21 protein-coding genes and 1 pseudogene are annotated in these 22,040 nt (G+C 71.3%); 5 read left to right on the plus strand and 17 right to left on the minus strand.

The annotated features are described in order from the left end of the window. Window position 1: 1 nt before the first annotated feature. Genes JYK18_RS22480 through JYK18_RS22490 form a run of 3 tightly spaced genes read right to left on the minus strand, consistent with a single transcriptional unit; the run spans window position 2 to window position 3,376 of the window. Entirely contained in the window at window positions 2–1,348 is a 1,347-nt protein-coding gene (locus JYK18_RS22480) for a TRAP transporter large permease subunit (protein WP_206803898.1), read from the minus strand. A gap of 34 nt (window positions 1,349–1,382) precedes the next feature. Further along, complete coding sequence (locus tag JYK18_RS22485) at window positions 1,383–2,192, minus strand: CoA ester lyase (protein ID WP_206803899.1); 810 nt, start codon at window positions 2,190–2,192, stop codon at window positions 1,383–1,385. After that, window positions 2,189–3,376 carry a CaiB/BaiF CoA-transferase family protein gene (locus JYK18_RS22490; protein ID WP_206803900.1) on the minus strand — a complete coding sequence of 396 codons (1,188 nt, stop codon included), beginning with the start codon at window positions 3,374–3,376 and terminating at the stop codon, window positions 2,189–2,191. Before JYK18_RS22490 ends, JYK18_RS22485 begins: the two co-directional genes overlap by 4 nt. A gap of 203 nt (window positions 3,377–3,579) precedes the next feature. Between JYK18_RS22490 and JYK18_RS22495 the strand changes: the two genes are divergently transcribed. Beyond that, complete coding sequence (locus JYK18_RS22495; RefSeq protein ID WP_206803901.1) at window positions 3,580–4,230, plus strand: GntR family transcriptional regulator; 651 nt, start codon at window positions 3,580–3,582, stop codon at window positions 4,228–4,230. Between the two features lie 13 nt (window positions 4,231–4,243). Here the strand turns inward: JYK18_RS22495 and JYK18_RS22500 are convergent, their stop codons facing one another. From JYK18_RS22500 to JYK18_RS22515, 4 genes are all read right to left on the minus strand, one after another. After that, window positions 4,244–4,849, minus strand: coding sequence for an FMN reductase (locus tag JYK18_RS22500; RefSeq protein ID WP_206803902.1), 606 nt, complete (start codon window positions 4,847–4,849; stop codon window positions 4,244–4,246). Between the two features lie 12 nt (window positions 4,850–4,861). Then, window positions 4,862–5,968 carry an LLM class flavin-dependent oxidoreductase gene (locus JYK18_RS22505; RefSeq protein ID WP_206803903.1) on the minus strand — a complete coding sequence of 369 codons (1,107 nt, stop codon included), beginning with the start codon at window positions 5,966–5,968 and terminating at the stop codon, window positions 4,862–4,864. Window positions 5,969–6,058: 90 nt separating this feature from the next. Then, window positions 6,059–7,024 carry a hypothetical protein gene (locus JYK18_RS22510; protein ID WP_206803904.1) on the minus strand — a complete coding sequence of 322 codons (966 nt, stop codon included), beginning with the start codon at window positions 7,022–7,024 and terminating at the stop codon, window positions 6,059–6,061. A 16-nt stretch (window positions 7,025–7,040) separates the two neighbouring features. After that, window positions 7,041–8,441, minus strand: coding sequence for an MFS transporter (locus tag JYK18_RS22515; protein ID WP_206803905.1), 1,401 nt, complete (start codon window positions 8,439–8,441; stop codon window positions 7,041–7,043). A 94-nt stretch (window positions 8,442–8,535) separates the two neighbouring features. Between JYK18_RS22515 and JYK18_RS22520 the strand changes: the two genes are divergently transcribed. Beyond that, on the plus strand, window positions 8,536–9,015 hold the full coding sequence (locus tag JYK18_RS22520) for a MarR family winged helix-turn-helix transcriptional regulator (protein ID WP_206803906.1): 480 nt from the start codon (window positions 8,536–8,538) through the stop codon (window positions 9,013–9,015). A 359-nt stretch (window positions 9,016–9,374) separates the two neighbouring features. Here JYK18_RS22520 and JYK18_RS22525 read toward each other — a convergent pair whose 3' ends face one another. From JYK18_RS22525 to JYK18_RS22560, 8 genes are all read right to left on the minus strand, one after another. Next, window positions 9,375–10,076, minus strand: a complete 702-nt coding sequence (locus tag JYK18_RS22525) for a hypothetical protein (protein WP_206803907.1) — start codon at window positions 10,074–10,076, stop codon at window positions 9,375–9,377. Window positions 10,077–10,159: 83 nt separating this feature from the next. After that, entirely contained in the window at window positions 10,160–11,662 is a 1,503-nt protein-coding gene (locus tag JYK18_RS22530; RefSeq protein WP_206803908.1) for an SMP-30/gluconolactonase/LRE family protein, read from the minus strand. After that, entirely contained in the window at window positions 11,659–13,452 is a 1,794-nt protein-coding gene (locus JYK18_RS22535; RefSeq protein ID WP_206803909.1) for an NAD(P)/FAD-dependent oxidoreductase, read from the minus strand. The genes JYK18_RS22530 and JYK18_RS22535 overlap by 4 nt, the downstream gene beginning before the upstream one ends. A 23-nt stretch (window positions 13,453–13,475) precedes the next feature. Next, window positions 13,476–14,672, minus strand: a complete 1,197-nt coding sequence (locus tag JYK18_RS22540; protein WP_206803910.1) for a cytochrome P450 — start codon at window positions 14,670–14,672, stop codon at window positions 13,476–13,478. Next, on the minus strand, window positions 14,669–15,847 hold the full coding sequence (locus JYK18_RS22545; RefSeq protein WP_206803911.1) for an NAD(P)/FAD-dependent oxidoreductase: 1,179 nt from the start codon (window positions 15,845–15,847) through the stop codon (window positions 14,669–14,671). Before JYK18_RS22545 ends, JYK18_RS22540 begins: the two co-directional genes overlap by 4 nt. Further along, window positions 15,844–16,041, minus strand: coding sequence for a ferredoxin (locus tag JYK18_RS22550; RefSeq protein ID WP_206803912.1), 198 nt, complete (start codon window positions 16,039–16,041; stop codon window positions 15,844–15,846). Before JYK18_RS22550 ends, JYK18_RS22545 begins: the two co-directional genes overlap by 4 nt. Before the next feature lie 26 nt (window positions 16,042–16,067). Then, a complete protein-coding gene (locus JYK18_RS22555) occupies window positions 16,068–16,703 on the minus strand; it encodes a TetR/AcrR family transcriptional regulator (RefSeq protein WP_206803913.1) in 636 nt (211 codons plus the stop codon). A 197-nt stretch (window positions 16,704–16,900) separates the two neighbouring features. After that, window positions 16,901–17,554 carry a TetR/AcrR family transcriptional regulator gene (locus JYK18_RS22560; protein WP_206803914.1) on the minus strand — a complete coding sequence of 218 codons (654 nt, stop codon included), beginning with the start codon at window positions 17,552–17,554 and terminating at the stop codon, window positions 16,901–16,903. A 191-nt stretch (window positions 17,555–17,745) separates the two neighbouring features. Here JYK18_RS22560 and JYK18_RS22565 point away from each other — a divergent pair, with 191 nt between their 5' ends. Genes JYK18_RS22565 through JYK18_RS22575 form a run of 3 tightly spaced genes read left to right on the plus strand, consistent with a single transcriptional unit; the run spans window position 17,746 to window position 19,932 of the window. After that, window positions 17,746–19,173, plus strand: a complete 1,428-nt coding sequence (locus JYK18_RS22565; protein WP_206804424.1) for an MFS transporter — start codon at window positions 17,746–17,748, stop codon at window positions 19,171–19,173. A gap of 29 nt (window positions 19,174–19,202) precedes the next feature. Further along, the gene (locus tag JYK18_RS22570) at window positions 19,203–19,427 is read left to right on the plus strand and encodes a hypothetical protein (RefSeq protein ID WP_206803915.1); all 225 of its coding nucleotides are present in this window, start codon (window positions 19,203–19,205) and stop codon (window positions 19,425–19,427) included. 4 nt (window positions 19,428–19,431) lie between these two features. After that, the gene (locus JYK18_RS22575) at window positions 19,432–19,932 is read left to right on the plus strand and encodes an MOSC domain-containing protein (RefSeq protein ID WP_206803916.1); all 501 of its coding nucleotides are present in this window, start codon (window positions 19,432–19,434) and stop codon (window positions 19,930–19,932) included. On the opposite strand, the gene JYK18_RS22580 is transcribed toward JYK18_RS22575, so the two are convergent. Together JYK18_RS22580 and thrS are read right to left on the minus strand one after the other, a co-directional pair. After that, complete coding sequence (locus JYK18_RS22580; protein ID WP_206803917.1) at window positions 19,929–20,600, minus strand: DUF4232 domain-containing protein; 672 nt, start codon at window positions 20,598–20,600, stop codon at window positions 19,929–19,931. The genes JYK18_RS22575 and JYK18_RS22580 overlap by 4 nt on opposite strands. 93 nt (window positions 20,601–20,693) lie before the next feature. Then, window positions 20,694–21,899: pseudogene (gene thrS, locus JYK18_RS22585) on the minus strand (threonine--tRNA ligase); the annotation flags it as partial. Window positions 21,900–22,040: the final 141 nt, after the last annotated feature.

Raw genomic sequence — 22,040 nt, forward strand, 5'->3', positions numbered from 1 at the left:
TTCAGGCGAAGAGGGGCAGCACACCGACGGCGACCAGCACGCCGATGAGCAGGACGGGCAGCACGAACCAGAGGATCAGCCGGACGAACATCCGGGCCGGGTCCACCCCGGCGATGCCGCTGGCGATGTAGATCGGCGCCGCGCCCGGTGGTGAGGCGCCCTCGGTGGAGGCGAAGATCAGGATGGCCACCGCCGCCGCGACCGGCGGTACCCCGGCGGCGACCAGCGCGCTGAAGCTCACCCCGCCGACCGCGGCGATGGTCGCGGTCCCGGTCAGCGGCGCCGAGATGATCACGATCAGCAGCCCGACCAGCGTGGCGATCACCACGGCCGGCGCGTCGATGCGTTCCATCAGCCCGGTCAGCTCGGCGACCAGGCCGAGTTCGCCGAGGCAGGCCGCCGCGGCGAAGGCGAAGAACAGGGTGGCGCCGATGATCGCGTACTTCGGGGCCATCGCGCCGAGCAGCTCGTTCCAGCCGCGGCCGGTGCGCGGCAGCCGCCGCCAGGCGACCAGCAGGGTGCCGATGATCATCAGCACCGGGATCCAGACCACGATGCTGATCTCGCCGGCCGCGTCCTCGCCGATCCAGCCTTCGAGCAGCTTCTGCCCGGTTTCGACGGTGAGGAACACCGGGATGGCGATGCCCGCGTAGACCAGCAGCGAGGTCCAGCCCTGCCGCCACGCGGTCCGGAACGGCAGGATGCCCTCGGGCTCCACCCGGCCGATCTTGTGCCTGCGCACCCAGATGAACACCACCAGGAACCGGTAGAGCACCGTCCACGAACCACCGACGAAGGCGCCGACGAGCAGCTGGTCGGCGGTCAGCACCGGGGCCACCGCGGCCGAGCCGAGCAGCAGGAACATCGACGAGCTGGGCGGGATCGAGATGCCCAGTCCGGCGTTGCCCGCGACCAGGCTGGCCGCCAGTTCGGGCCGCCAGTTCGAGCGGACCATCCACGGAATGGTCACCGAGCCGACCGAGGCGGCGATGCCGGACCCCGAGCCCGCCGGTCCGCCGAGCAGCGCGGAGGCGGCCGTCGAGACGTACCCGGAACCCCCGCGCATCCGGCCGAACACGGCGTTGAGCAGGGTGACCTGGCGGTCGATCAGGCCCAGTTCGGTGAGCAGGTAGCCCATGAAGACGAACGCGAGTGCGGCGAACACGACCTCTTCGGCGGCGGCGTCGGCGATCCCCGCCGCGGCCAGCGAAAGCGCTTCGGTCCCGCCGAACAGGCAGACCACCACGAAGCCCAGCACCATGGCCTCGCCGATGTTGCGCTTGAGGACGGCGTTCCAGACCACGATGACAACGATGTAGGTGACCAGCGCCCAGACGGCGACGCCCATGTGTACTCCTTTGTAGCGGGCGTGAAAAAGGAATTCAGGCGGCCAGGCGTGCGGCCAGCTCGAGGACGCGGCGTGCGCGGTCGACGATGGGCTGGTCGACGAAGGTGCCGTCGGGCAGGGCGATCGCCCCGCGGGCGCCGGCTGCTTCGGCGGCCTGGACCACGGCGCGCGCCCTGGCCACCTCCTGCTCGCTCGGCGCGAAGGCCCGCCGCACCACCGGGATCTGCCGGGGGTGGATGACCGAGCGGCCGAACATGCCGAGTTCCCGGCCGCGCCGGGTGCTGTGCAGCAGCCCGTCGTCGTCCCGGACGTTGGCGTGCACCGACATGGCCGGTGCGGGAAGTCCCGCGACCGCGGCGGCGAGCACCGCGCGCAGTCGCAGGTGGTCCAGCGCGTCGGACGCGGTGAGCGCCAGCGCCGAAGCCAGGTCCTGTTCCCCCAGGCCGAGACCGGCGGTGCGGGGGTGGGCGGCGATCTCGTCCATGGCGGCGAGCCCGCGCGCCGACTCGATCAGCACGTGCACGCGGAAACCCGCGGGCAGCAGGTTGTCCAGCGCGTCGAGCTGGGCGGTCGATTCCACCTTCGGCAGGCGGAGACCGCCGAGCCCGGGCAACCCGGCCAGCGCGGCGAGATCGCCGAGGTCGCCGATCCGCACGTGCCGCGGCGGCCCGTCGTGCGGCTGGGACAGGTATTCGGCCACGGTCGCGCGTGCGGTGTCCTTGTCCGCGGGCGCGACGGCGTCCTCCAGGTCGATGAGCACGACGTCGGCCCCGCTCGCGGCGGCTTTTTCGAACCGTTCGGGCCGGTCACCGGGGACGTAGAGCCAGGTCAGCGGCGCGTTCACGCGACAACGCCCCGGTCCCGCAGCGCCGCGATCCGCGTGTGGTCGTAGCCGAGTTCGCCGAGCACCTCGTCGGTGTGCCTGCCCTTCGCCGGACCGGGCCACCGGACCTCGCCGGGGGTCTCGGACAGCCGGAACTGGACGTTCTGCACGGTGACTTCGCCGAGTTCCTCGTCCGGCAGGTCGAGAAAGGTGCCGAGCGCCTGGTACTGCGGATCCTTCACGATGTCGGAGGCGTCGTAGACCAGCGCGATCGCCGCCTGTGCCTCCTCGAAGGCCGCGATCACGTCCTCGCTGTCGCGTTCGGCGATCCACCCGGCGACGGCGGCATCGAGTTCTTCGACGTGCGCGACCCGGCCCTGACCGGTGGCGAACCACGGCTCGTCGATCAGCTCGGGCCTGCCGACCAGGCGCATCACCCGCTCGGCGATGGACTGCGCGCTGGTGGAAATCGCCACCCACCGGCCATCGCGCGTGCGATAGGTGTTGCGCGGCGCGTTGCTGTTGGAGCGGTTACCGGTGCGCCGCGGCAGCACGCCGAGCGCCTTGTACGCGGTGACCTGCGGCCCGAGCAGCCCCAGGATCGGCTCGATGATCGCCATGTCGATCACCTGCCCGCGGCCGGTCTGCCGGCGCGCGTCCAGCGCCACCATCACCGCGTAGGCCATGGCCAGCCCGGCGATGCCGTCGGCCAGCGCCAGCGGCGGTAGCACCGGCGGTCCGTCCGGCTCACCGGTGGAGGAGGCGAACCCGCTCATCGCTTCGGCGAGCGTGCCGAACCCCGGCCGCTTCGCCATCGGGCCGGACTGGCCGAATCCGGTCATCCGCGCGATCACCAGGCGCGGGTTGAGTTCGTGCAGTTCGGCCGGTCCGAGGCCCCAGCGCTCCAGCGTGCCCGGCCGGAAGTTCTCGATCAGCACGTCGCTGCGCGCGGCCAGCTCCCGCAGGATCGCCTGGCCGTCCTCAGTGGACAGATCGACCGCGGCGGTGCGCTTGTTGCGGGCCAGCGACTTCCACCACAGGCCGGCGCCCTCGGCGGCCGGGCCGTGGCCGCGGGCCGGATCGCCCTTGCGGGGGTGCTCGATCTTGATCACGTCGGCGCCGAAGTCCCCGAGCATGGCCGCCGCGGACGGCCCGGCGAACAGGGTGGCGACGTCGAGAACGCGGAGCGACGACAGTGGGCTCATGACTCATAAGTTATAAGACTCGGCCGAGTGCGCCAGGGTCCTGTTGTGCAGGTCACAGGCGCCCGGCGAATTCGACCTATGTGTGCTGGCCGTAATACAACGTATTACGTTGAGAACACATAGGTGGAAACGAGGGCCGACGCGGCGTTCGCGCCGCCCGGTAGCGTGGTCGCCACCGCGGGTATCGAGAGGGGTTTCGGGGCATGGCTGGACCACCGCAGAGCAAGGCGGACTACGTCTACACCTCGCTGCTCGACGACCTGCGCAACGCCCGCATCTCCGGCGGCACCCCGCTGCGCGCCACCGAGATCGCCCAGCGGCTCGGGGTGTCCATCACGCCGGTGCGGGAAGCGCTGCGGCGCCTGGAGAACGACCGGCTCATCCGGTACGAGCAGCACCACGGCGCCACGGTGATCGACCTGTCCGCCGACGCGCTGGTCGAGTACTACAACGTGCGGGCCGTGGTCGAGGGGCTCGGCGCCCGGCTCGCCGCCGCGCGGATCACCGACGAGCAGCTCGCGCGGCTGCGGGCGATCCACGACCGGATGGTCGCCGACGAGGGGGCGGGCCGGTACGAACTGCTCGGTGAGCAGAGCCGCGAGTTCCACCTGGCCATCGCGGACATCGGCGGCCCCGCCTTCCTCGGCGCGCACGCCAGGGCCGTGCGCAACAACTTCCCGGTGCCCGCGCACGCCTCCCTCTGGCTGGACCCGGACCAGGCGCGCAACCACCTGACCGTGCACGAACAACTGCTCAAGGCGCTGAAGGCGGGCGACGGCACCACCGCCGAACGGATCATGATCGACCACGTCCAGTTCAGCGGGAAGTACCGGCTCGACCGCCCCGGCGGCTAGCACCGGACACCGCCTAAGCGTCCCGGAGCAGCTGCTCGAAACTGGGCACCGAGCTGAACTCGTCGGCGGGTTTGCGCGGCTGGGCGCCGAGCACCTTCCTGGCCAGTTCCGCGCCGGCGCGGTCGATCCGTTCGCGCAGGGCGCCGTCGTCGGCCCAGTCGTCGGTGGCGGCGAACACCGAGGTGGTCACCACGTCCGCGTGCAGGTAGGTGAACAGCGGGCGCAGGTTGTACTCCAGTGCCAGCGAATGCCGCGGCGTGCCGCCGGTGGCGCCGAGCAGCACCGGCAGCCCGGTCAGCGCCCTGTTGTCCAGGATGTCCACAAAGGACTTGAACAACCCGGAGTACGAGGTGGTGAAGACCGGGCTGACCGCGATCAGCCCGCTCGCCCCGGTGACCTTCTCGAGCACCTCGGGCAGGCCACCGGCCGGGAAGCCGGTCAGCATCATGTTCACCACGTCGTGCGCGATGTCGCGCAGTTCCACGGTTTCCACGGTCACCTCGGCGCCTTCGGCTTCGAGCGCGGCGGCGGTGGCCGCGCCCAGCCGGTCGGCGAGCAACCGGGTGGACGACGGCTGCCGCAGGCCCGCCGAGATGGTGACGATCTTGACCTCGTTCATCGCGTTCTCCACTCAGACGAGTTCGGACTGCTGGGCCTGCTCGGACTGCTGGGCGGCGACGCGGTCGGCGTGGCTCGGCGGGTTCGACGGCACGTGCTCCGGCCGCTTCGCCTCCATCTCCTTGCGCAGCACCGGGACGACCTCCTCGGCGAGCAGGTCGATCTGCTCCAGCACGGTCTTCAGCGGCAGCCCGGCGTGGTCGACCAGGAACAGCTGGCGCTGGTAGTCGCCGACCCCCTCGCGCATGCCCGCGTACCGCTCGATCACCTGCTGCGGGCTGCCCACGGTCAGCGGGGTGCTCGCGGTGAAGTCCTCCATCGACGGCCCGTGCCCGTAGACCGGCGCGTTGTCGAAGTACGGGCGGAACTCGGTCCACGCGTCCTGCGAGTTCTTCCGGATGAACGCCTGGCCGCCGAGGCCGACGATGGCCTGGTCGGCCTTGCCGTGGCCGTAGTGCTCGAAGCGCTGGCGGTAGAAGTTGACCATCTGGGCGGTGTGGGACATCGGCCAGAAGATGTTGTTGTGGAAGAAGCCGTCGCCGTAGTACGCGGCCTGCTCGGCGATCTCCGGGCTGCGGATCGAGCCGTGCCAGACGAACGGCGGCACGCCGTCGAGCGGGCGCGGGGTCGAGGTGAAGCCCTGCAGCGGGGTGCGGAACTTGCCCTCCCAGTCGACCACGTCCTCCTCCCACAGCCGCCGCAGCAGCGCGTAGTTCTCGATGGCCAGCGGGATGCCCTGGCGGATGTCCTGGCCGAACCACGGGTAGACCGGGCCGGTGTTGCCGCGGCCGAGCATCAGGTCCATCCGGCCGTCCGAGATGACCTGGAGCATGGCGTAGTCCTCGGCGATCTTCACCGGGTCGTTCGTGGTGATCAGCGTGGTCGAGGTGGACAGCGTGATGTGCTCGGTCACCCCGGCCAGGTAGCCGAGCAGCGTGGTCGGGGAGGAGGCCACGAACGGCGGGTTGTGGTGCTCGCCGGTGGCGAAGACGTCCAGTCCGGCCTGGTCGGCGTGCTGGGCGATCTTCAGCATCGACCGCACGCGCTGGGTGTCGTCGGGGGTCTCGCCGGTGGTGGGGTCCGTGGTGACGTCGCTCACGGTGAAGATGCCGAACTGCATGGGGAGCCTCCTGTGGTCCTCCGGCGCCCGGGGTGGCGCTACCGGGTAAACGTCTCGCGCGAAAGAATATTTCCCGCGAGACGTTTCGGCTCACCCGAGGGGGTCGAAATGCAGGGCGAGCAGGCGGGGCACGTCCTCGCGCTCGGCCCTGGCCATCCCGCATTCGGTGCAGATGCCCCAGTCCCGCCGGACGTGGCGCCGGATCAGGGCCGCCTGCTCGGCCGCGTGGACCGGCTGGTCGGGGTGGTACGGGACCAGGGAGAAGTAGAGCTCCGCGGTCGTGTCGAGGTCGGCGAGCGGGGCGAAGAACTCCTCGGCGTGCTGGTACTGGGGCACGGTGAAGGAGACCCAGGCGGCGCGGGGCAGGGCGTTGGCCAGCTCGACCTGGGTGCGCAGCGAGCGCGGCTCGACCATGTGGCGGTGCTCGAAGTCGCCGTAGCAGAGGTGGACGCCGGCGGGCACGGCCGCGGGAACGTGGTCGAGCAGAGCAGCGAGCTTGCCGGTCAGGTCGTCGGCTCGGCCGGGGTCGAGGTCGATGGTCACCGTCTCGACGGCGGCGTCCCACTGCACGGCGAGGTCTTCGGGCGGGATCTGGGCCAGCAGGTGGTCGAGGTCGGCGAGCAGGGCGGTCGCGTAGGAGGGGATGAGGCGGTCGCGGTCGTCGGGGTGGAAGAGGTTGCCGACGGCCAGCGGGGTCGGGTACTGCACCTGGAACCGGGTGCCGGGGCGGATCACGCCCTCGTCCCGGAGTCGGGTGAAGGTCTTATAAGACTTCGTGTACTCGCGGGCGTAGCCGAGGTCGGGCCAGGGCAGCGTCGCGGGGTCGGTGCCGGGGGCGAGGCGGACGGTGGGGCCGCCGCTGTAGTCGTTGGCCGGGGTGTGGTCGTCGAAGACGAGGCCGGGGGTGGCTCGGACGAGCGGCAGCTGGAAGCCGATCCATTGGGCGCGCTGGCCGGTTTCGCCGTCGGGGAGGCGCTTCGCGCGGTGCGGGGCGAGTGCGCGCAGCACGCTTTCGGTGTCGGGCAGGTTGACGCCGCCGTTGAAGTGGACCTGCATGGGGCTCTCCTCGGGGTCAGGCATTCGTCTTGGTGCGCAGGGAAGTGGTGGTGAGCAGGGCGATGGCGAGCAGGGCGGCGCAGAGGTAGGCGGCGAAGGCGAGCGCGTCGGTCATCGCCTGGCCGCCGGTGAGCGAACCGGAGGCGCTGAAGAACACCGTGGTGATCACCGCGATGCCCAGTGCGGAACCGAGTTCGCGGGTGACGCTCTGGATGCCCGAACTCTGGCCGGCGCGTTCGGGCGGGATCTCGGCGAGCACCACGTTGGTCACCTGCGCGGTGGCGAACCCGACGCCGACGCCGTAACCGAGCAGCGCGAGCACGATCGGCCACCAGCTCGTCTCGGGGCTGGCCAGCAGGCCGAGTGCGGCGAGACCGCCGATTTCCAGCGCCAGGCCGAGGCGGACCTGGGTGAGCGGGGACGACTTCATCGAGAAGCTGGCGCCGCTGGCCGCGAAGCTGCCCAGCGCCAGCGCGGCCAGTGCCCAGGCCGCTTCGAGCGGGGTGTAGCCGAGGGTGAGCTGGAGCCACAGCGGCAGGACCGCGAGCAGGCCGAACTCGCCGATGCCGACGAGCAGGGTGATCGCGTTGCCGTTGCGGAAGGACGGGATGGTGAACAAGCGGACGTCCAGCAGGGCGGCGTCGCCGAGCTTGGCCTGGCCGCGGAGGAACACGGTCAGCAGCAGGGCCGCCAGCACGAGGGCGACCAGCGCCGGGGACGGGCCGGCGGACCAGAGCCACGGTTCGGTGATCAGCAGCCAGCCGTGGCTGCGGCCCTCGATCAGCGCGAACGCGATGAGGCCGAGCCCGGCAGCTGACAACACCGCGCCGGTGAAGCCGATCCGGCCGCTTCGCCGGGGCGTCGCGGGCAGGTAGGCGAATGCCACGAGGGCGATCAGGGCGGCGAGCGGCAGGTTGATGCCGAACGCCCAGCGCCACGAGAACCCGGCCAGCCAGCCGCCGAGCAGCGGGCCGAGCGCGGCCGCCGCGCCGATCGTCGAACCCCAGACGGCAAACGCTTTCGCCCGGTCCGGGCCGGGGAACGCGGTGTTCACCAGCGACAGCGAGGCGGGCAGGATCAGCGCGCCGCCGACGCCCTGCAGGAAGCGGGCGGCGATGACCAGTTCGCCGGTCGGCGCGAGCGCGACGGCGAGGCTGGTCGCGGCGAACACCGCCAGCCCGAAACCGAACACGCGGCGGGCGCCGTGCAGGTCGGCGAGGCGGCCGGTGAGCAGGAGCAGGGCGGCGAAGACGATGGCGTAGGACTCCTGGACCCACTGCGCCTGCGCCGAGGAGAGCGCCAGGTCCTCGATGACCGGCGCCAGGATGACGTTGACGATCGTGAGGTCGACCACGATCAGGGCGACGCCGAGGGAGACGGCGACGAGTCCGAGCCAGCGGTGCGCGGGACGGTGCACTATGCTGAAACCTCCATGGTGAAGTAACTTCATCATGAAGTTAGTTTGGCGGACGGTAGGTTGTCAATCTGGGTCGCGGCGACGGGGAGAGGTCATGAAGAAGGTCGGTTCCAGCGGGGAGTCCCCGGTGGATCGGGTGCTGGACGGGTTGCGGGGTTTCGGCGCGCACTACACCGAGTTCACCCGGGGGTTCGCCGCCCACCTGGGCCTGCACGCCACCGACGCGGCGGCGCTGGTGGAGATCCTCTACGCCGAGGACCACGGGGAGCCGCTGTCACCGGCGCGGTTGAGCGAGCGGATCTCGCTGACTTCCGGTGCCACCACGGCGTTGCTGCACCGGTTGGAGCGCGCGGGGCACATCGTCCGGACGCGCGAGCACAGCGACCGGCGGATCGTCACGCTGCGGAGCAGCCCGGAGATCCAGGGGCCGGGGCGGGAGTACTTCGGCCCGCTGGCGGAGCACCTCGGCGCGATGCTGGCGAAGTACCCGGCCGCGGAAATCGCCCGCTTCGAAGCCTTCCTGGCCGATCTGCAGTCCACTATGGACACGGTGCTGGCCGAACAGCAGCACTGAGACGGACTTCCTGCCGCGCGGGCCCTACCGCTCGGGCTCTGCTGCCGCTCGGGCCCTACCGCGCAGGCCCTGCCCCGCGCAGGCCCTGCCCCGCCCAGGGCAAGGCCCTGCCCCGGGGCGGGCCTTGCCCTGGGCGGGCCTTGCCCCGGGGCGGGCCTTGCCCCGGGTGGGTCCTGCCCCGGGGCGGGCCTTGCCCCGGGCGGGCCCTGCCCGGGCGAGGTGCGGTGAATGTGGCTTTCACAGCGGAATCCGCTGTGAAAGCCACATTCACGGCACTCGCTGACGGCGGCGGCCTGGCACGAAGGGGGCTTTCGGAGCGTCTCGAAAAGCCGCCGTCGGGACGTTCGCCGGGGCTGGGGTCAGAGGGATTCGGCGGCGGCGGTGGCTACCTTGAGCACGTCGGATTCGCAGGTGGAGGTGCTGATCGAGGCATCGGCGTCGGCGTAGTAGGTGGCGCCGATGTAGGCGTTGCCGATCAGCACGTGCACCGAGCATTCGTCGGTGTTGAAGGAGGTGCGCGTGGCCTTGTCCGCCCCGGGCACGTCGGCCGAGCCGCCGGGGGTGCCCTGTCCGGCCATGGTGTCGTAGTAGCGGCTCGCCGCCGCCGCGCCGGCGCCGCTCTTGCCCGGCAGCGAGGTCGACAGGTGGATCGACAGCTCCACCCGGATCGGGCTCTCGCCGGAGTCCCACAGGCACGAGTGCCCGTTCATGGTCACGTCCGGATCGGAGGTGCCCAGGTCCTTGGTCTCGTCGCTCATCTTCTCCGGCAGGCCGCTGACCCGGCTCTCCACGTCGGTACACCCGGGCACCTTGGTGAACCGGTCCGGCGGGCCGGCCGCGCTGCTCGGCGCGGAGATCGGCGCCGAGCGCGACGAGGAACTGTTGCTGTCGATCAAAAAGTACGCCCCCACGCCCAGCCCGCCCAGCAGCAGCACACCCACCAGGCACAGCGTGACGATCAGCCCGGTGTTCGACTTCTTCGGCGGCGGATACCCCGGATATCCCGGATAACCCTGCGGATGCCCCTGATATCCCTGCGGCGGCGGGTAGCCCGGCTGCATGTTTCGTCCCCCCAACTGACGCGCTGGCGCCCGTCAGTAGACCACACAGCCCGCGGCCACCCGCCGTCCGGAGTGGACTTCATTCACACCTGAAAGCGGACAATTCCCTCGGCTGCCAGGTAGACGGCCCCGTCCGGGCCGACCGCCAATCCGGCGAACGGGATCGGCGCGCCCGGCATGCCGTCGGCGAACAGGGCCCGTGGCTCCGCCGGTGGTGGCGCGACCGCCAGGTCCGTGGCCTCGATCCGCGACTCGCCCGTGCTCAGCGAAATCGCCCGCAGCCGGCCGTGCGTGGTTTCCACCGTGAACACCTCGTCGCCGCGCACGGCCAGGCCCTGCGGTGCGCCGAGTTCCGTGGCGATCGGCACCGCGTCACCGTCCTCGATGCGGAACACGCCCCCGCGGTGGTCGTCACTGAAGTACACGCGGTCCGACGGGTCCAGCGCCACGTCCACCGGGTGGTCGAGGCCCTCGGCGAGCACACTCACCTCGTCCGCCGAGTCGATCGCCACCACGCGGCCCGCGTCCGCTTCGGCGACCACCAGCGCGCCATCGGCCCGCACCGCGATGCCCATCGGGCGCGCCAGCCCGTTCGCCCGCAACCGCGACTCGCCGGTGGCCGGGTCGTACGTGCTCACCTGCCCGTACTGCGAGGTCAGGTGCAGCAGCTCACCGTCGGCGACCACGCCGTGGGTGAAGATCAGCAGCTCGTCGGTGCGCACGCCGCCCGACGGATCCGGGCTCGCCAGCCGGTAGTGGTCGCCGGCGTGGACGCGGCCGCCCAGGTCGACGGTCACCCCGTACGGCCCGCCGAACCCCGGTTCGACCACCTGCCGGATCCGGCCGTCCGGATGCAGCTCGGCCAGGCCACCACTGGCGTAGCTGGAGACGAACATCCGGTTCTCCGCGTCGAAGGCGGCGTTGTCCAGCCCCACCACCCCGCTGGTCAGCAGCGAACGGTCACCGCTGCCGTCGATCCGGGTGACGATGCCCGCCGCGCCACGGGACAGCACGTGCAGCACGCCACCGCGGTCGAACCGCACGGCCACCGGCTCGTGCACCTCCTCGGCGACCAGTTCCGGCGCACCGCCGTCGAGCGGCACGCGGAACACCTGCCCGGTGAGCATGTGCGGGTAGTAGAGGCAGCCGTCCGGGCCGAGCTGCATCGCGTTGCCCATGGCCAGCCCGTCGGCCAGCACGCGCACCGTGCCGCCGGTCAGCTCCACCACCCGGCCGCCCGGGCGCATCTCGTTCACGAACAGCCGGTCGCCGACGCAGGTGATCCCGTTGGGCAGCCGCAGTTCCTCGGTGACCAGCTGGAACTCGCCGCCGGGATCGCGCCGCCACACCCGCCCGGGCACCAGATCGGTGATGTACATCGAGCCGTCGGCACCGAAGGCGAGGTCATCCGGCGACTGCACCGGACCGCCCTCGGGCACCACGATCTCGACGTCACCGGAACCGAGGTCCACCGCGCTGATCCGCCCGGCGAGGAACTGCGCCACGTACAGGCGGCCGTCCGGGCCGAACGCGACGCCGTTCGAACCGGGCAGCGGGTTCGGCCGGGTCAGCCGGGTGCCGCTCATTCGGCCTCCGCCATGACCTCGTCCATCCGGTGCGCGCGCCAGTCGCGCAGCACCTCGTGGAAGGCGATCGGCCCGTCGCCGTAGGAGAACCGGCGCTCGTGCGGCATGCCCTCGTTGTTGTAGTACCCGGGCGTGCACTCGAGGTGGAACTTGTACTGGTCGGCCGACTTCACCTCGATCGTGGCCACCCAGCCGTCCTCGGCCGCCGCGGTCGGCTCCACGCAGCGGACCCCGCGCCGCCGGGCTTCGGCGACCACCTCGCCGACGTGCGTGGCCTGCTCGTCGAGGATGTGCACGAAGTTCACCGAGGCCGCGTTCTGCAGCGGTCCGAGGTGGAAGAGGTTGGGGAACTTGCTGCTGTAGAACCCGTGCAGCGTCTTCGGCCCGCGGCCCCAGTGCTCGAACAGCGAGATCCCGCCGCGCCCGTGCACCGGCAGCTTCCCGGACAGCACCCCGGAGATGCCGACCTGGAAACCGGTGGCGAAGACGATGCAGTCCACTTCGTACTCCCGGTCGCCGACCACCATGCCGCGCTCGGTGATCCGCTGCACCCCGCCGTGGTCGGCGGTGTCCACCAGGGTGACGTTGGGGCGGTTGAAGGTCTCCAGGTAGTTGTCGCTGAACGTGGGCCGCTTGCACATGTAGCGGTACCAGGGCTTCAGCAGTTCGGCCGTCGCCGGGTCCTCGACCAGCCGGTCCACCCTGGCGCGGAGCTCGTTCATCTTCTGGAAGTCGACGATCTCGTCGATCTGCTCGCGCTGCTCGGCGGACAGCTCCGGGTAGGAGTCGCTCGGGATGAGCTTCTGCAGCAGCTGCGCGCTGCCCGTCCAGGCGTCGGCGACCAGGTCCTCCTCGGTGGGTCTGCCGGTGACCACGGAGAGGAAGTTGTCGCGGCGGCGCCGGTGCCAGCCGGGGGTGAGCGAGGCGGCCCACGCCTGGTCCGTCCGGCGGTTCCCCCGGACGTCCACAGTGGACGGCGTGCGCTGGAACACGTACAGGTGCTCGGCGTCGCGGCCCAGGTGCGGCACCACCTGGATGGCGGTGGCGCCGGTGCCGACTACGGCCACCTTCTTGTCCGCCAGCCCGGTCAGGCCGCCCTCGGCGGTGCCGCCGGTGTAGTCGTAGTCCCAGCGGCTGGTGTGGAAGGTGTGCCCCGTGAACGTCTCGATCCCGGGAATGCCGGGCAGTTTCGGTGTGCTGAGCGTGCCGCTGGAGACCACCACGAACTGGGCGCGCATCCGGTCGCCGCGGTCGGTTTCCACCACCCACTCGGATTCGTCGTCGTCCCAGCGCAGCGAGGTCACCCTGGTCTGGAAGCAGGCGTCGCGGTAGAGGTCGAACTTCCGCCCGATCGCCCGCGAGTGCTGCCGGATCTCCTCACCCGGCGCGTACTTCCACTCCGGGACGTAGCCGACCTCCTCCAGCAGCGGGAGGTACACATAGGACTCGATGTCGCAGTGGATGCCGGGGTAGCGGTTCCAGTACCAGGTGCCGCCGAAGTCCCCGCCGTCGTCGATCAGCCGGATCCGGTCGAGCCCGGCCTGGCGCAGCCGGGCCCCGGCGAGCAGGCCGCCGAACCCGCCGCCGACCACGATGGCGTCCATCCGGTCGGTCAGCGGTTCGCGCTGGTAACCGGGGTCGACGTACGGATCGGCGCCGTACGAGCTGAACTCTCCTTCCGTGCGGCGGTACTGCGCGTTGCCGTCGGGGCGGATCCGGCGTTCGCGCTCGGCCCGGTATCTGGCGCGCAGGGCGTCCGGGTCGAAGCCGAGGTCGTGGGGAGTGGGCATGACTGCCTTTCCGGTGGTGGGGACTACCAGGTGACGGGGAGCGCGTAGACGCCGTAGACAAAGCCGTCGTGCTTGAACGGGATGTCGGCGAAGTCGGCGGCCAGCGCCAGTTCGGGGGCGCGCCGGTAGAGCGTGCGGTAGACCACCTCCAGCTCCAGCCGGGCGAGCGGCTGGCCGAGGCACTGGTGCACGCCGAAGCCGAAGGCGACGTGGTGGCGTGCCTCGCGGGTGATGTCGAGGCGGTCGGGGTCGGGGAAGGCGTCGGCGTCGCGGTTGGCGATCTCGTTGGGCAGCACCAGCCCTTCGCCCGCGCGGACCACCTGCCCGGCGACTTCGAGGTCCTCCAGCGCGACGCGGCGCCGACCGCCGTGGGTGATGTTGAGGTAGCGCAGCATTTCCTCGACCGCGCGGGTCGCCACGGTGGGATCGTCGGACTCGCGCAGGAGCTCGAGCTGGCCGGGGTTGCGCAACAGCAGCAGGGTGCTCAGCGCGATCATGTTCGCGGTGGTCTCGTGCCCGGCGATCAGCAGCAGCACGGCCATCGCGGTGGCCTGCTCGAGGTTCAGCTCGTCCGCCTTGATCCGCTCGCACAGCCGCGACAGCAGGTCGTCGCCGGGGTTGTCCATTTTGGACATCAACAGGCCGCCGAGGTAGCGGGCCAGGTTGCCGGACGCCTCGGCCCGCTGCTCCGGGGTGGAGTTGCGGTTGATCATCGTCTTGCTGTTGTCCTGGAAGAACCCGTGATCGCGGTACGGCACGTCGAGCAGTTTGCAGATGACCAGCGACGGCACCGGCAGCGCGAAGCCCTCCACCAGGTCGGCCGGTTTCGGGCCGCCGAGGAACTCGTCGAGCGCGTCGTCGACGATCTGCTGCACCATCGGCCGCATCGCCGCCACCTTCTTGATCGCGAAGGCGGACCCGACCATGCGCCGCAGCCGCGCGTGCTCGGGGTCGTCCATGCCGATGAAGCTGAGCGTGGCCCGGCCGGGGGCCTGGCGCGGGTAGGTCGGGTGCATCATGTCGGCGCTGACGCGGGGATCGGTGAGCACCGCGCGCTGGTCGGCGTACCGGGTGACCAGCCACGGGGTGCTGCCGTCCCACAGCTTGATCCGGGTCATCGGCGTCTCCCGCTGGAGCTCGCGCAGTTCCGGCGGCGGGTCGAAGGGGCAGCCCGCGGCCCGGGCCATCGGGTACTCGGGGGTGGGCACGGTGCTGGTCATCGGGAACCTCCAAGGTGCTGCCGGCGGTGCAGACGGGCTTGTTTCGGCATGTTCCAGCCGAGTACGCCGACGGCCTTGCCGTGGCGTGCGTAGCGGGCGACGAAGCGCCGGGCGGCCGGATCACCCTCGACCACGCTCACCTCGGCGTCGGCGGTGAGCACGCCGTGGATCTGCAGCTTCGCGTCGAACTGGTCGGTCCAGAAGTACGGGATCGGGGTGTACGGCTGGTCGGCGCCGAGCAGGTTGGCGGCCACGGCCAGCGCCTGCTCGGTGGCGTTGGTGCGGTTTTCCAGGCGCAGCAAGGAACCGAGGTGCTCGTGGTGCCAGCGGGCGACGTCACCGGCGGCGTAGATCCCGTCGGCCGCGCGGCACCGGGAATCGCAGACGACGCCGTTGCCCAGCACCAGACCACTGTCCTCCAGCCAGTCCGTGCAGGGAATGGCCCCGAGCGCCACGACCACCAGATCGGCCTCCAGCACCTCGCCGGTGCACAGCCGCGCGCCGGTGACTCGGCCGCTGTTCGCGGCGTCGGTGGTGAGGCCGTCGACCCCGGCGCCGAGCCGCAGTTTCACCCCGTTCTCGTTGTGCAGTTCGGCCAGCAGACCGGAAGCCAGCGGCCCGAGTTGCGCGGCCAGCGGGGCGGCCTGCGGTCCGGCGAGCACGACCTCCACGCCGAGACCCCGTGCGGTGGCGGCGATTTCGGCACCGAGCACCCCGTCACCGACGACCAGCAACCTGCGTGCGGCGAGCAGTTCGGCGCGCAGGGCGAGCGCGTCGTCCAGTGAGCGCAACACGTGTACTCCGGTCAGGCCCTCCTGACCGGGCAGCGTGCGCGGGCGGACCCCCGTGGCCAGCACGATCGCGTCGGCGGCCAGCGCGCGCCCGGATTCCGTGTGCACGGTGCGGTTCGCCACGTCCAGCGACGCGGCGGCGTCGCCGAGCAGGAACTCCGCGTCCAATGCGTCGAGCACCTCGCGGGTGCGCAGGTGCGAGCGTTCGGGCTGCCAGGCCCCGGCGAGCACCTGCTTGGACAGCGGCGGCCGGTCGTAGGGCACGTGCTCTTCGTCGCCCAGCAGGGTCAGCGCGCCGGTGTAACCCTTGCGGCGCAAGGCTTCCGCAGTGGCGAGCCCGGCGGCCGAGGCGCCGGCGACGAGCACCCTGGCCGGAGTGCTCACGCCTCGCTCAGCGCGATCGCGGCGGCCGGGCAGACGTCGGCGGCCTCGCGCACCGCCGCTCGCAGGTGCTGGGCGGGTTCGGCCTCCAGCAGCACCACCACGCCGTCCTCGTCGCGCTGGTCGAACACCTCGGGGGCGGCCAGCACGCACGAACCGGCACCGCAGCACTTGTCCTCGTCGACCGTGATCTTCACGTTTCTTGTCCTCTCGGGTGTTTCGGCTACCGGCCGGGGGTGACCGGCGCCGTCCACAGGCCGGTGATCGCGTCGATCAGGCCGGTGGCGGTGCGCTCCCAGGTGTCCTGGCGCCCGGTGCCCTCGGCGAGGGCGCGCTCGCGCTCGGCGCAGCCGTGGGAGATCAAGTGGCGGGCCATGTCACCGCGTTCCAGGTGCACGGGCACCGGGAGCGCGGGCAGGCAGTGGTTGAGCCGCTCGACCACCTGCCGGACCGGCTCGCCGGCCAGCGCGTCGTCGACGACCACCCGCCGCAGCACCGGATCGGTCATCACCTGCTCGCCGAAGCGGGCGAACCAGGTGGGGCTGCCGAGCTCGGCCAGGTGCTCGGTGAACGGGCGGACCAGGCAGGCGATCCAGTCGCGCACCTCGCCGTGGCCCTCGATCCGCTCGATCATCCGCACGCGGCGGTGCTCGATCGGCTCGGCGTGCCGGTGCAGGATCGCCCGCACCAGCGCGGTCCGGTCGCCGAAGTGGTAGCCGACGGCGAAGTTGTTGCCCTGTCCGGCGGCTTCGCCGATCTGGCGGTGGGAGACCGCGGTGACCCCGTGCTCGGCGAACAACCGCTCCGCCGCGGTGAGGATCGACTCACGGGTGCTCACCGAGCGCCCGTACCGGCTCACCGTGCCTCCTCACGTCGTTCAACGGCCTGTCGGAAAACAGCTAACCGACTTCGCGGGCTTGAGTCAAGCGACTGACTTAGATTTCGGCCGATGTCCCGGTGTGACGGCCTCGGTGCGTGGGGTAACCGCGGAGCGAATTTCACACGTGTGTCGCGTCCGTAATACGGCGTATTACGGACGCGACACCGGTGTGAAAATCAGCGGGTGATCGGGGCGGTCCAGAGGCCGGTGATGGCGTCGATCAGGCCGGTGGCGGCCTCGTCCCAGGTGGTGCGCGGGGTGGCGGTGCCTTCGGCGAGAGCTCGTTCGCGTTCGGCGACCACGTGCACCAGTAGCGTGCGCAGCATGTCGCCGCGTTCGGCGCGCACCTCGGGTGGCAGGACAGGCGGGCACTGCCGGGAGTTGTCGATCACCGACTGCAGTGACGGCGTGGCCAGCGACTCTTCGGTCATGATCGCCCGGAACGCCGGGTCGGTCATCACCTGCGCGCTGAACCGCCCGTACCAGGACTGGCCGTCGAACGAGGCCAGGTGCGTGGTGATCGGGCGGACCAGGCAGGCCACCCAGTCGCGGACCTCGCGGGAGCCCGCGGCGGCCGCGGCCATCTCGGTGCGCAGTGCCTCGATCGGCCCGGAATGCCGCCGCACGATCGCGCGGACGAGATCGGCCTTGGTGCCGAAGTGGTAGCCGACGGCGGCGTTGTTGCCCTGCCCGGCGGCGGCGCTGATCTGCCGGTTGGACACCGCGTAGAGCCCCTGCTCGGCGAACAGCCGTTCCGCGGTGGTCAGTATCTGCAGCCTGGTGGCGCCGACCTGCGCGGATCGGGGGGTTCTGCCGAGTTCGGTCACCACGATCACCACCGTACAGGGGCGGTGTGCGGGGCACTGACCAGGACGAGTTCGCCCACCACCGCGAGCCTGCTCATCTACTGTCCTCCTGGGGGTCGCCGGGGGGACAGTCAAACCGGACAGTTTATGCTAAGTCAAGCGCCTGCTTTAATTCTGTTGTTTACCGAGCTCAGGGAGGCCGCCTCGTGGCGTCCATGCCAGTGACCACGCCCGCCGAACCCGCCGATCCGGCGCCGGTGGCGGCCCGGCGGCCCAACCTCGTCGTCGCCGTGCTGGCCTTCGGCGGGGTGACCGTCGCGCTGATGCAGACGGTGATCATCCCGCTGGTGCCCCTGCTGCCCGACCTGCTCGGCTCCACCCCGGCCGACACCGCCTGGGCGATCACCGCCACCCTGCTCGCCGCCGCGGTCGCCACGCCGACCATGGGGCGGCTCGGCGACATGTACGGCAAGCGCCGGATGCTGCTGATCAGCCTCGGCCTGCTGATCGCCGGCTCGGTGCTGGCCGCGCTGAGCACCAGCCTCGCGCCGCTGGTGGTGGCGCGCGTGCTGCAGGGACTGGCCTCCGGCGTGATCCCGCTGGGCATCAGCATCATGCGGGACGAACTGCCCGCCGAACGGCTCGGCTCGGCGACCGCGCTGATGAGCGCGTCGCTCGGCGTCGGCGGGGCGCTGGGCCTGCCGCTGGCGACGCTGCTCGCCGAGAGCGTCGACTGGCACGTGCTGTTCTGGGTCGCGGCGGGCCTCGGCGCGCTGGCCACCGCGCTGGTGGTGACCGTGGTGCCCGAGTCGTCGGTCCGCTCCGGCGGGCGGTTCGACTTCGTCGGCGCGATCGGGTTGTCGATCGTGCTGCTGTGCCTGCTGCTCGCTGTGTCGAAGGGCGCGGAGTGGGGCTGGGGCAGCGGGCTGACCCTCGGCCTGCTCGGCACCGCGGCGGTGGTGCTGCTGGCCTGGCTCCGGTGGGAACTGCGGACCCGCGAACCGCTGGTGGACCTGCGGACCTCGGGGCGCCGGCCGGTCGCGCTGACCAACCTGGCCTCGGCGGTGTTCGGCTTCTCGATGTTCGCCATGTCGCTGGTGCTGCCGCAGTTGCTGCAACTGCCCGCGGCGACCGGGCACGGGCTCGGGCAGCCGATGACCGTGGTCGGCCTGGTGCTCGCGCCGTCCGGGCTGGTGATGATGGCGATGGCGCCGGTGTCGGCCAGGATCACCCGGCTCAGCGGCCCGCGCACCACGCTCATCGCGGGCACGCTGGTGGTCGCGCTCGGTTACGGGCTCAACTTCTTCCTGATGAGCGAGATCTGGCAGCTGGTGGTGATGTCCAGCCTGATCGGGTGCGGGATCGGACTGGCCTACGGCGCGATGCCCGCGTTGATCATGTCGGCGGTACCGGTGTCCGAAACCGCGGCGGCCAACAGCCTGAACACGCTGATGCGCTCGATCGGCACGTCGGTGTGCAGTGCGGTGGCCGGGGTGGTGCTCTCGCAGCTGACCGTGCCGTTCGGCCCGGTCGAGGTGCCTTCGCTCGCCGGGTTCCGGGTGGTCGTCGCGATCGGGGCGGGCGCGGCGCTGGCCGCGGCCTTCATCGCCTGCTTCATCCCGCGGCGCGCCCCGGCCGCGTAGGGTCGGTGGTGAGCAGAGGGGAGCGACCGATGACCGAGCCGGAGGGCACCGACTACACCAGCGCGGGTGTGCCGAACTTCGACTACGTGCGCGACAAGATCGACAAGCGCTTCGCCACCGCCGAGGGTTCGACCGAGCTGGCCGGGCTGGGCGGTGAGGAGACCGTCGAGTCGCTGGACAAGAAGCTGGCCGACCGGGACGAGGCGGCGAAGTCCAAATTGGACGAGATCCGGCGGTCGATGCGCGGGGAGTGACGCCGTGCGGGTGGAGATCGTGGCGTTGCTGGTGTCCTCGCGGCACGCCTTCGAGGGCAGGCCGAAGGACGGGCCGCGGCCCGATCCCGAACCGCCGGCGCGGGAGCGGGTCACCGTGCGCGCCGGCCTTGGCTTGGTCGGCGACCGGTTCTTCAACCACGCCGCGCACCGCCACGCCGCGGTGACCGTGTTCGCCGCGGAGTCGCTCGACCACCTGGTGGACGCGCTGAGCCTGCCCGCCGCGCCGGATCCGCACCTGACCCGCCGGAACATCACCCTGCGCGGCTTCGATGTCGATGGGCTGGAGCGCGGCACGGTGTTCAGCCTCGACTCCGGTGACGGGCCGGTCCGCTTCCGCGCGCACCGGCCCGCGCACCCCTGCGCCTGGATGGACGTGGTGCTTGCGCCGGGCGCGTTCCGCGGGTTGCGGCGACGCGGCGGGATCCGGTGCGAACCGCTCGACGACGGAGTGCTCCGCCTCGGTCCCGCCGCGCTGGAGTTCTAGCGCACCACGTCGACGGAGAGCTGGTGCTTGCCGGCGACCGTGCAGGCGTCGTGCTCGAAGGGCACGAACATCGCCGCCGTGTCACCCGGCGCGTAGACGCGCAGGCCCCGCGAAAGGGCGGGCTGGCACTCGGTTTCGTCGTACACCCCGGCGTTGACCACGGTGAGCGGGCTGTCGGCGTGACCGCCCGGAGCGATCCGGACCAGTGCGCCCTGGTCGGCGGGTACGCGCTCGGCCGGGTCGCCGAGCTGGTGCCCGTCGTCGCCGGCCACGAAGGACACGCCGGGGCTGCCCTTGAGCGAGCACGCTTCGCCGGACTTGTTGGTGAACCGGAGGGTGAAGTGGTTCTGGTTCATTCCGGCGCCGCCCTCGTCGGGGACCAGGGAGAGGTCGAGGGAGGCCGCCTTGCACAGGCCTTCTGTGTGGGCGGTGGCCATCGAGACCGGTTTGGTGTCCATAGTGGACTCGTCCGGAGTGGACGGTGCCGGGGCCGGGCCTTGGGCTTGGGCTGGGGCCGGGTCTTGGGCAGCTGCTGGGGCTTGTGCCTGGGACTGGGGCGCGGGCTGGCCGCTGGTGCCGCACGCGGCCAGTGCGCCGGTGGCGCCGAGCGCCGCCGCGGTCATCGCGATCCGCCGGAAAGCACGGGTCCTGGTCGGCTGCTGGGTCATGGCCGTTCCTCCTCGTTGTCCGTCGGAGCCTCACTTCGTAAGATGCGTGGTCCCCCGATCCGGTTGTGCTTTCCGGGATTTGCATGAAATAGGTCAAGATTTCGCAACCCGCGGCACGGCGGCTCCCGATTTGACCGCTTCGAGCGCATCGTCCCAGGGCATCGGCTCGCGCCTGCTCCCGTCGCGCAGGCGCAGGGCGACCTCGGCCCGCGCGGCTTCGCGGGCGCCGATCACCGCCTGGAACGGCACCAGCCTGCCGTTTCGCACGCGTGCGCCGAGGCTGCCCTGTTCCTCGATCTCCGCCCGCAGACCCAGATCGACGGCGCGATCGGCGAATTCCCGTGCGCTGCCGGATGTGGCTTCGGAGATCGGCAGGACCAGCACCTGCACGGGCGCGAGCCACGCCGGGAACGCACCGCCGTGCCCCTCGACCAGGTGCGCGACGGCGCGTTCCAGACTGCCGATGATGCTCCGGTGCACCAGCACCGGCCGGTGCTTCGCGCCGTCCTGGCCGACGTAGTGCAGGCCGAACCGCTCCGGCTGGTGGAAATCGACCTGCACGGTGGACAGGGTCCATTCGCGACCGACGGCGTCGGCCAACTGCACGTCGATCTTGGGGCCGTAGAACGCCGCTTCCCCTTCGACGGCTTCGTAGTCCATGCCGTCCAGTGCTTCGCGCAGCACGGCTTCCGCCCGCCGCCACATTTCCGGTGCGGCGACGTACTTCCCGCCGGCACCGGGCAGGGAAAGGCGATAGCGGGCGGGTTTGAAGCCGAGGTGGTCGTAGGCCTGGCCGATCAGGTCGAGCGCCGCGCGGACCTCCGGTACGACCTGTTCCGGCGCGCAGAAGATGTGCCCGTCGTTGAGCTGGATGGACCGCACGCGGGCCAGGCCGCCCAGCACGCCGGACGCCTCGGCCCGGTACATGCCGCCCAATTCGGCCAGGCGCAACGGAAGTTCGCGGTAACTGCGCCCGCGTGACCGGTAGATCAACGCGTGGTGCGGGCACAGGCTCGGCCGGAGCACCACCTGCTCCTCCCCGAGGTCCATCGGCGGGAACATGTCGTCGCGGTAGTGCGCCCAGTGCCCGGAAAGCTCGTACAGCTCCCGTTTCCCGAGCACCGGCGAGCACGCGTGCCGGTAGCCGGAGCGGCGTTCGGCGTCGCGGAGGTACTCCTCCAGCGCGTGCCGGACGGCGGCTCCGGCGGGCAGCCAGTACGGCAGGCCGGCGCCGATCAGCGGATCGCCGCCGAACAGGCCCAGTTCGCGGCCGAGTTGCCGGTGGTCGTGCATGGTGGTCTCCTCCCGCCGGGGAACGGATGACCACGTGACAAAGCCCGGGGCACCCGCCCCGGGCTCTGGTCACTGCAGGGAATCAGCGCGCCGGGACAGTCTCCGGCGTCGTGGTGACGGCTGCGCGCTTCATGGGTTCCACGATAT

The sequence above is a fragment of the Amycolatopsis sp. 195334CR genome (assembly GCF_017309385.1).
Classification (GTDB): domain Bacteria; phylum Actinomycetota; class Actinomycetes; order Mycobacteriales; family Pseudonocardiaceae; genus Amycolatopsis.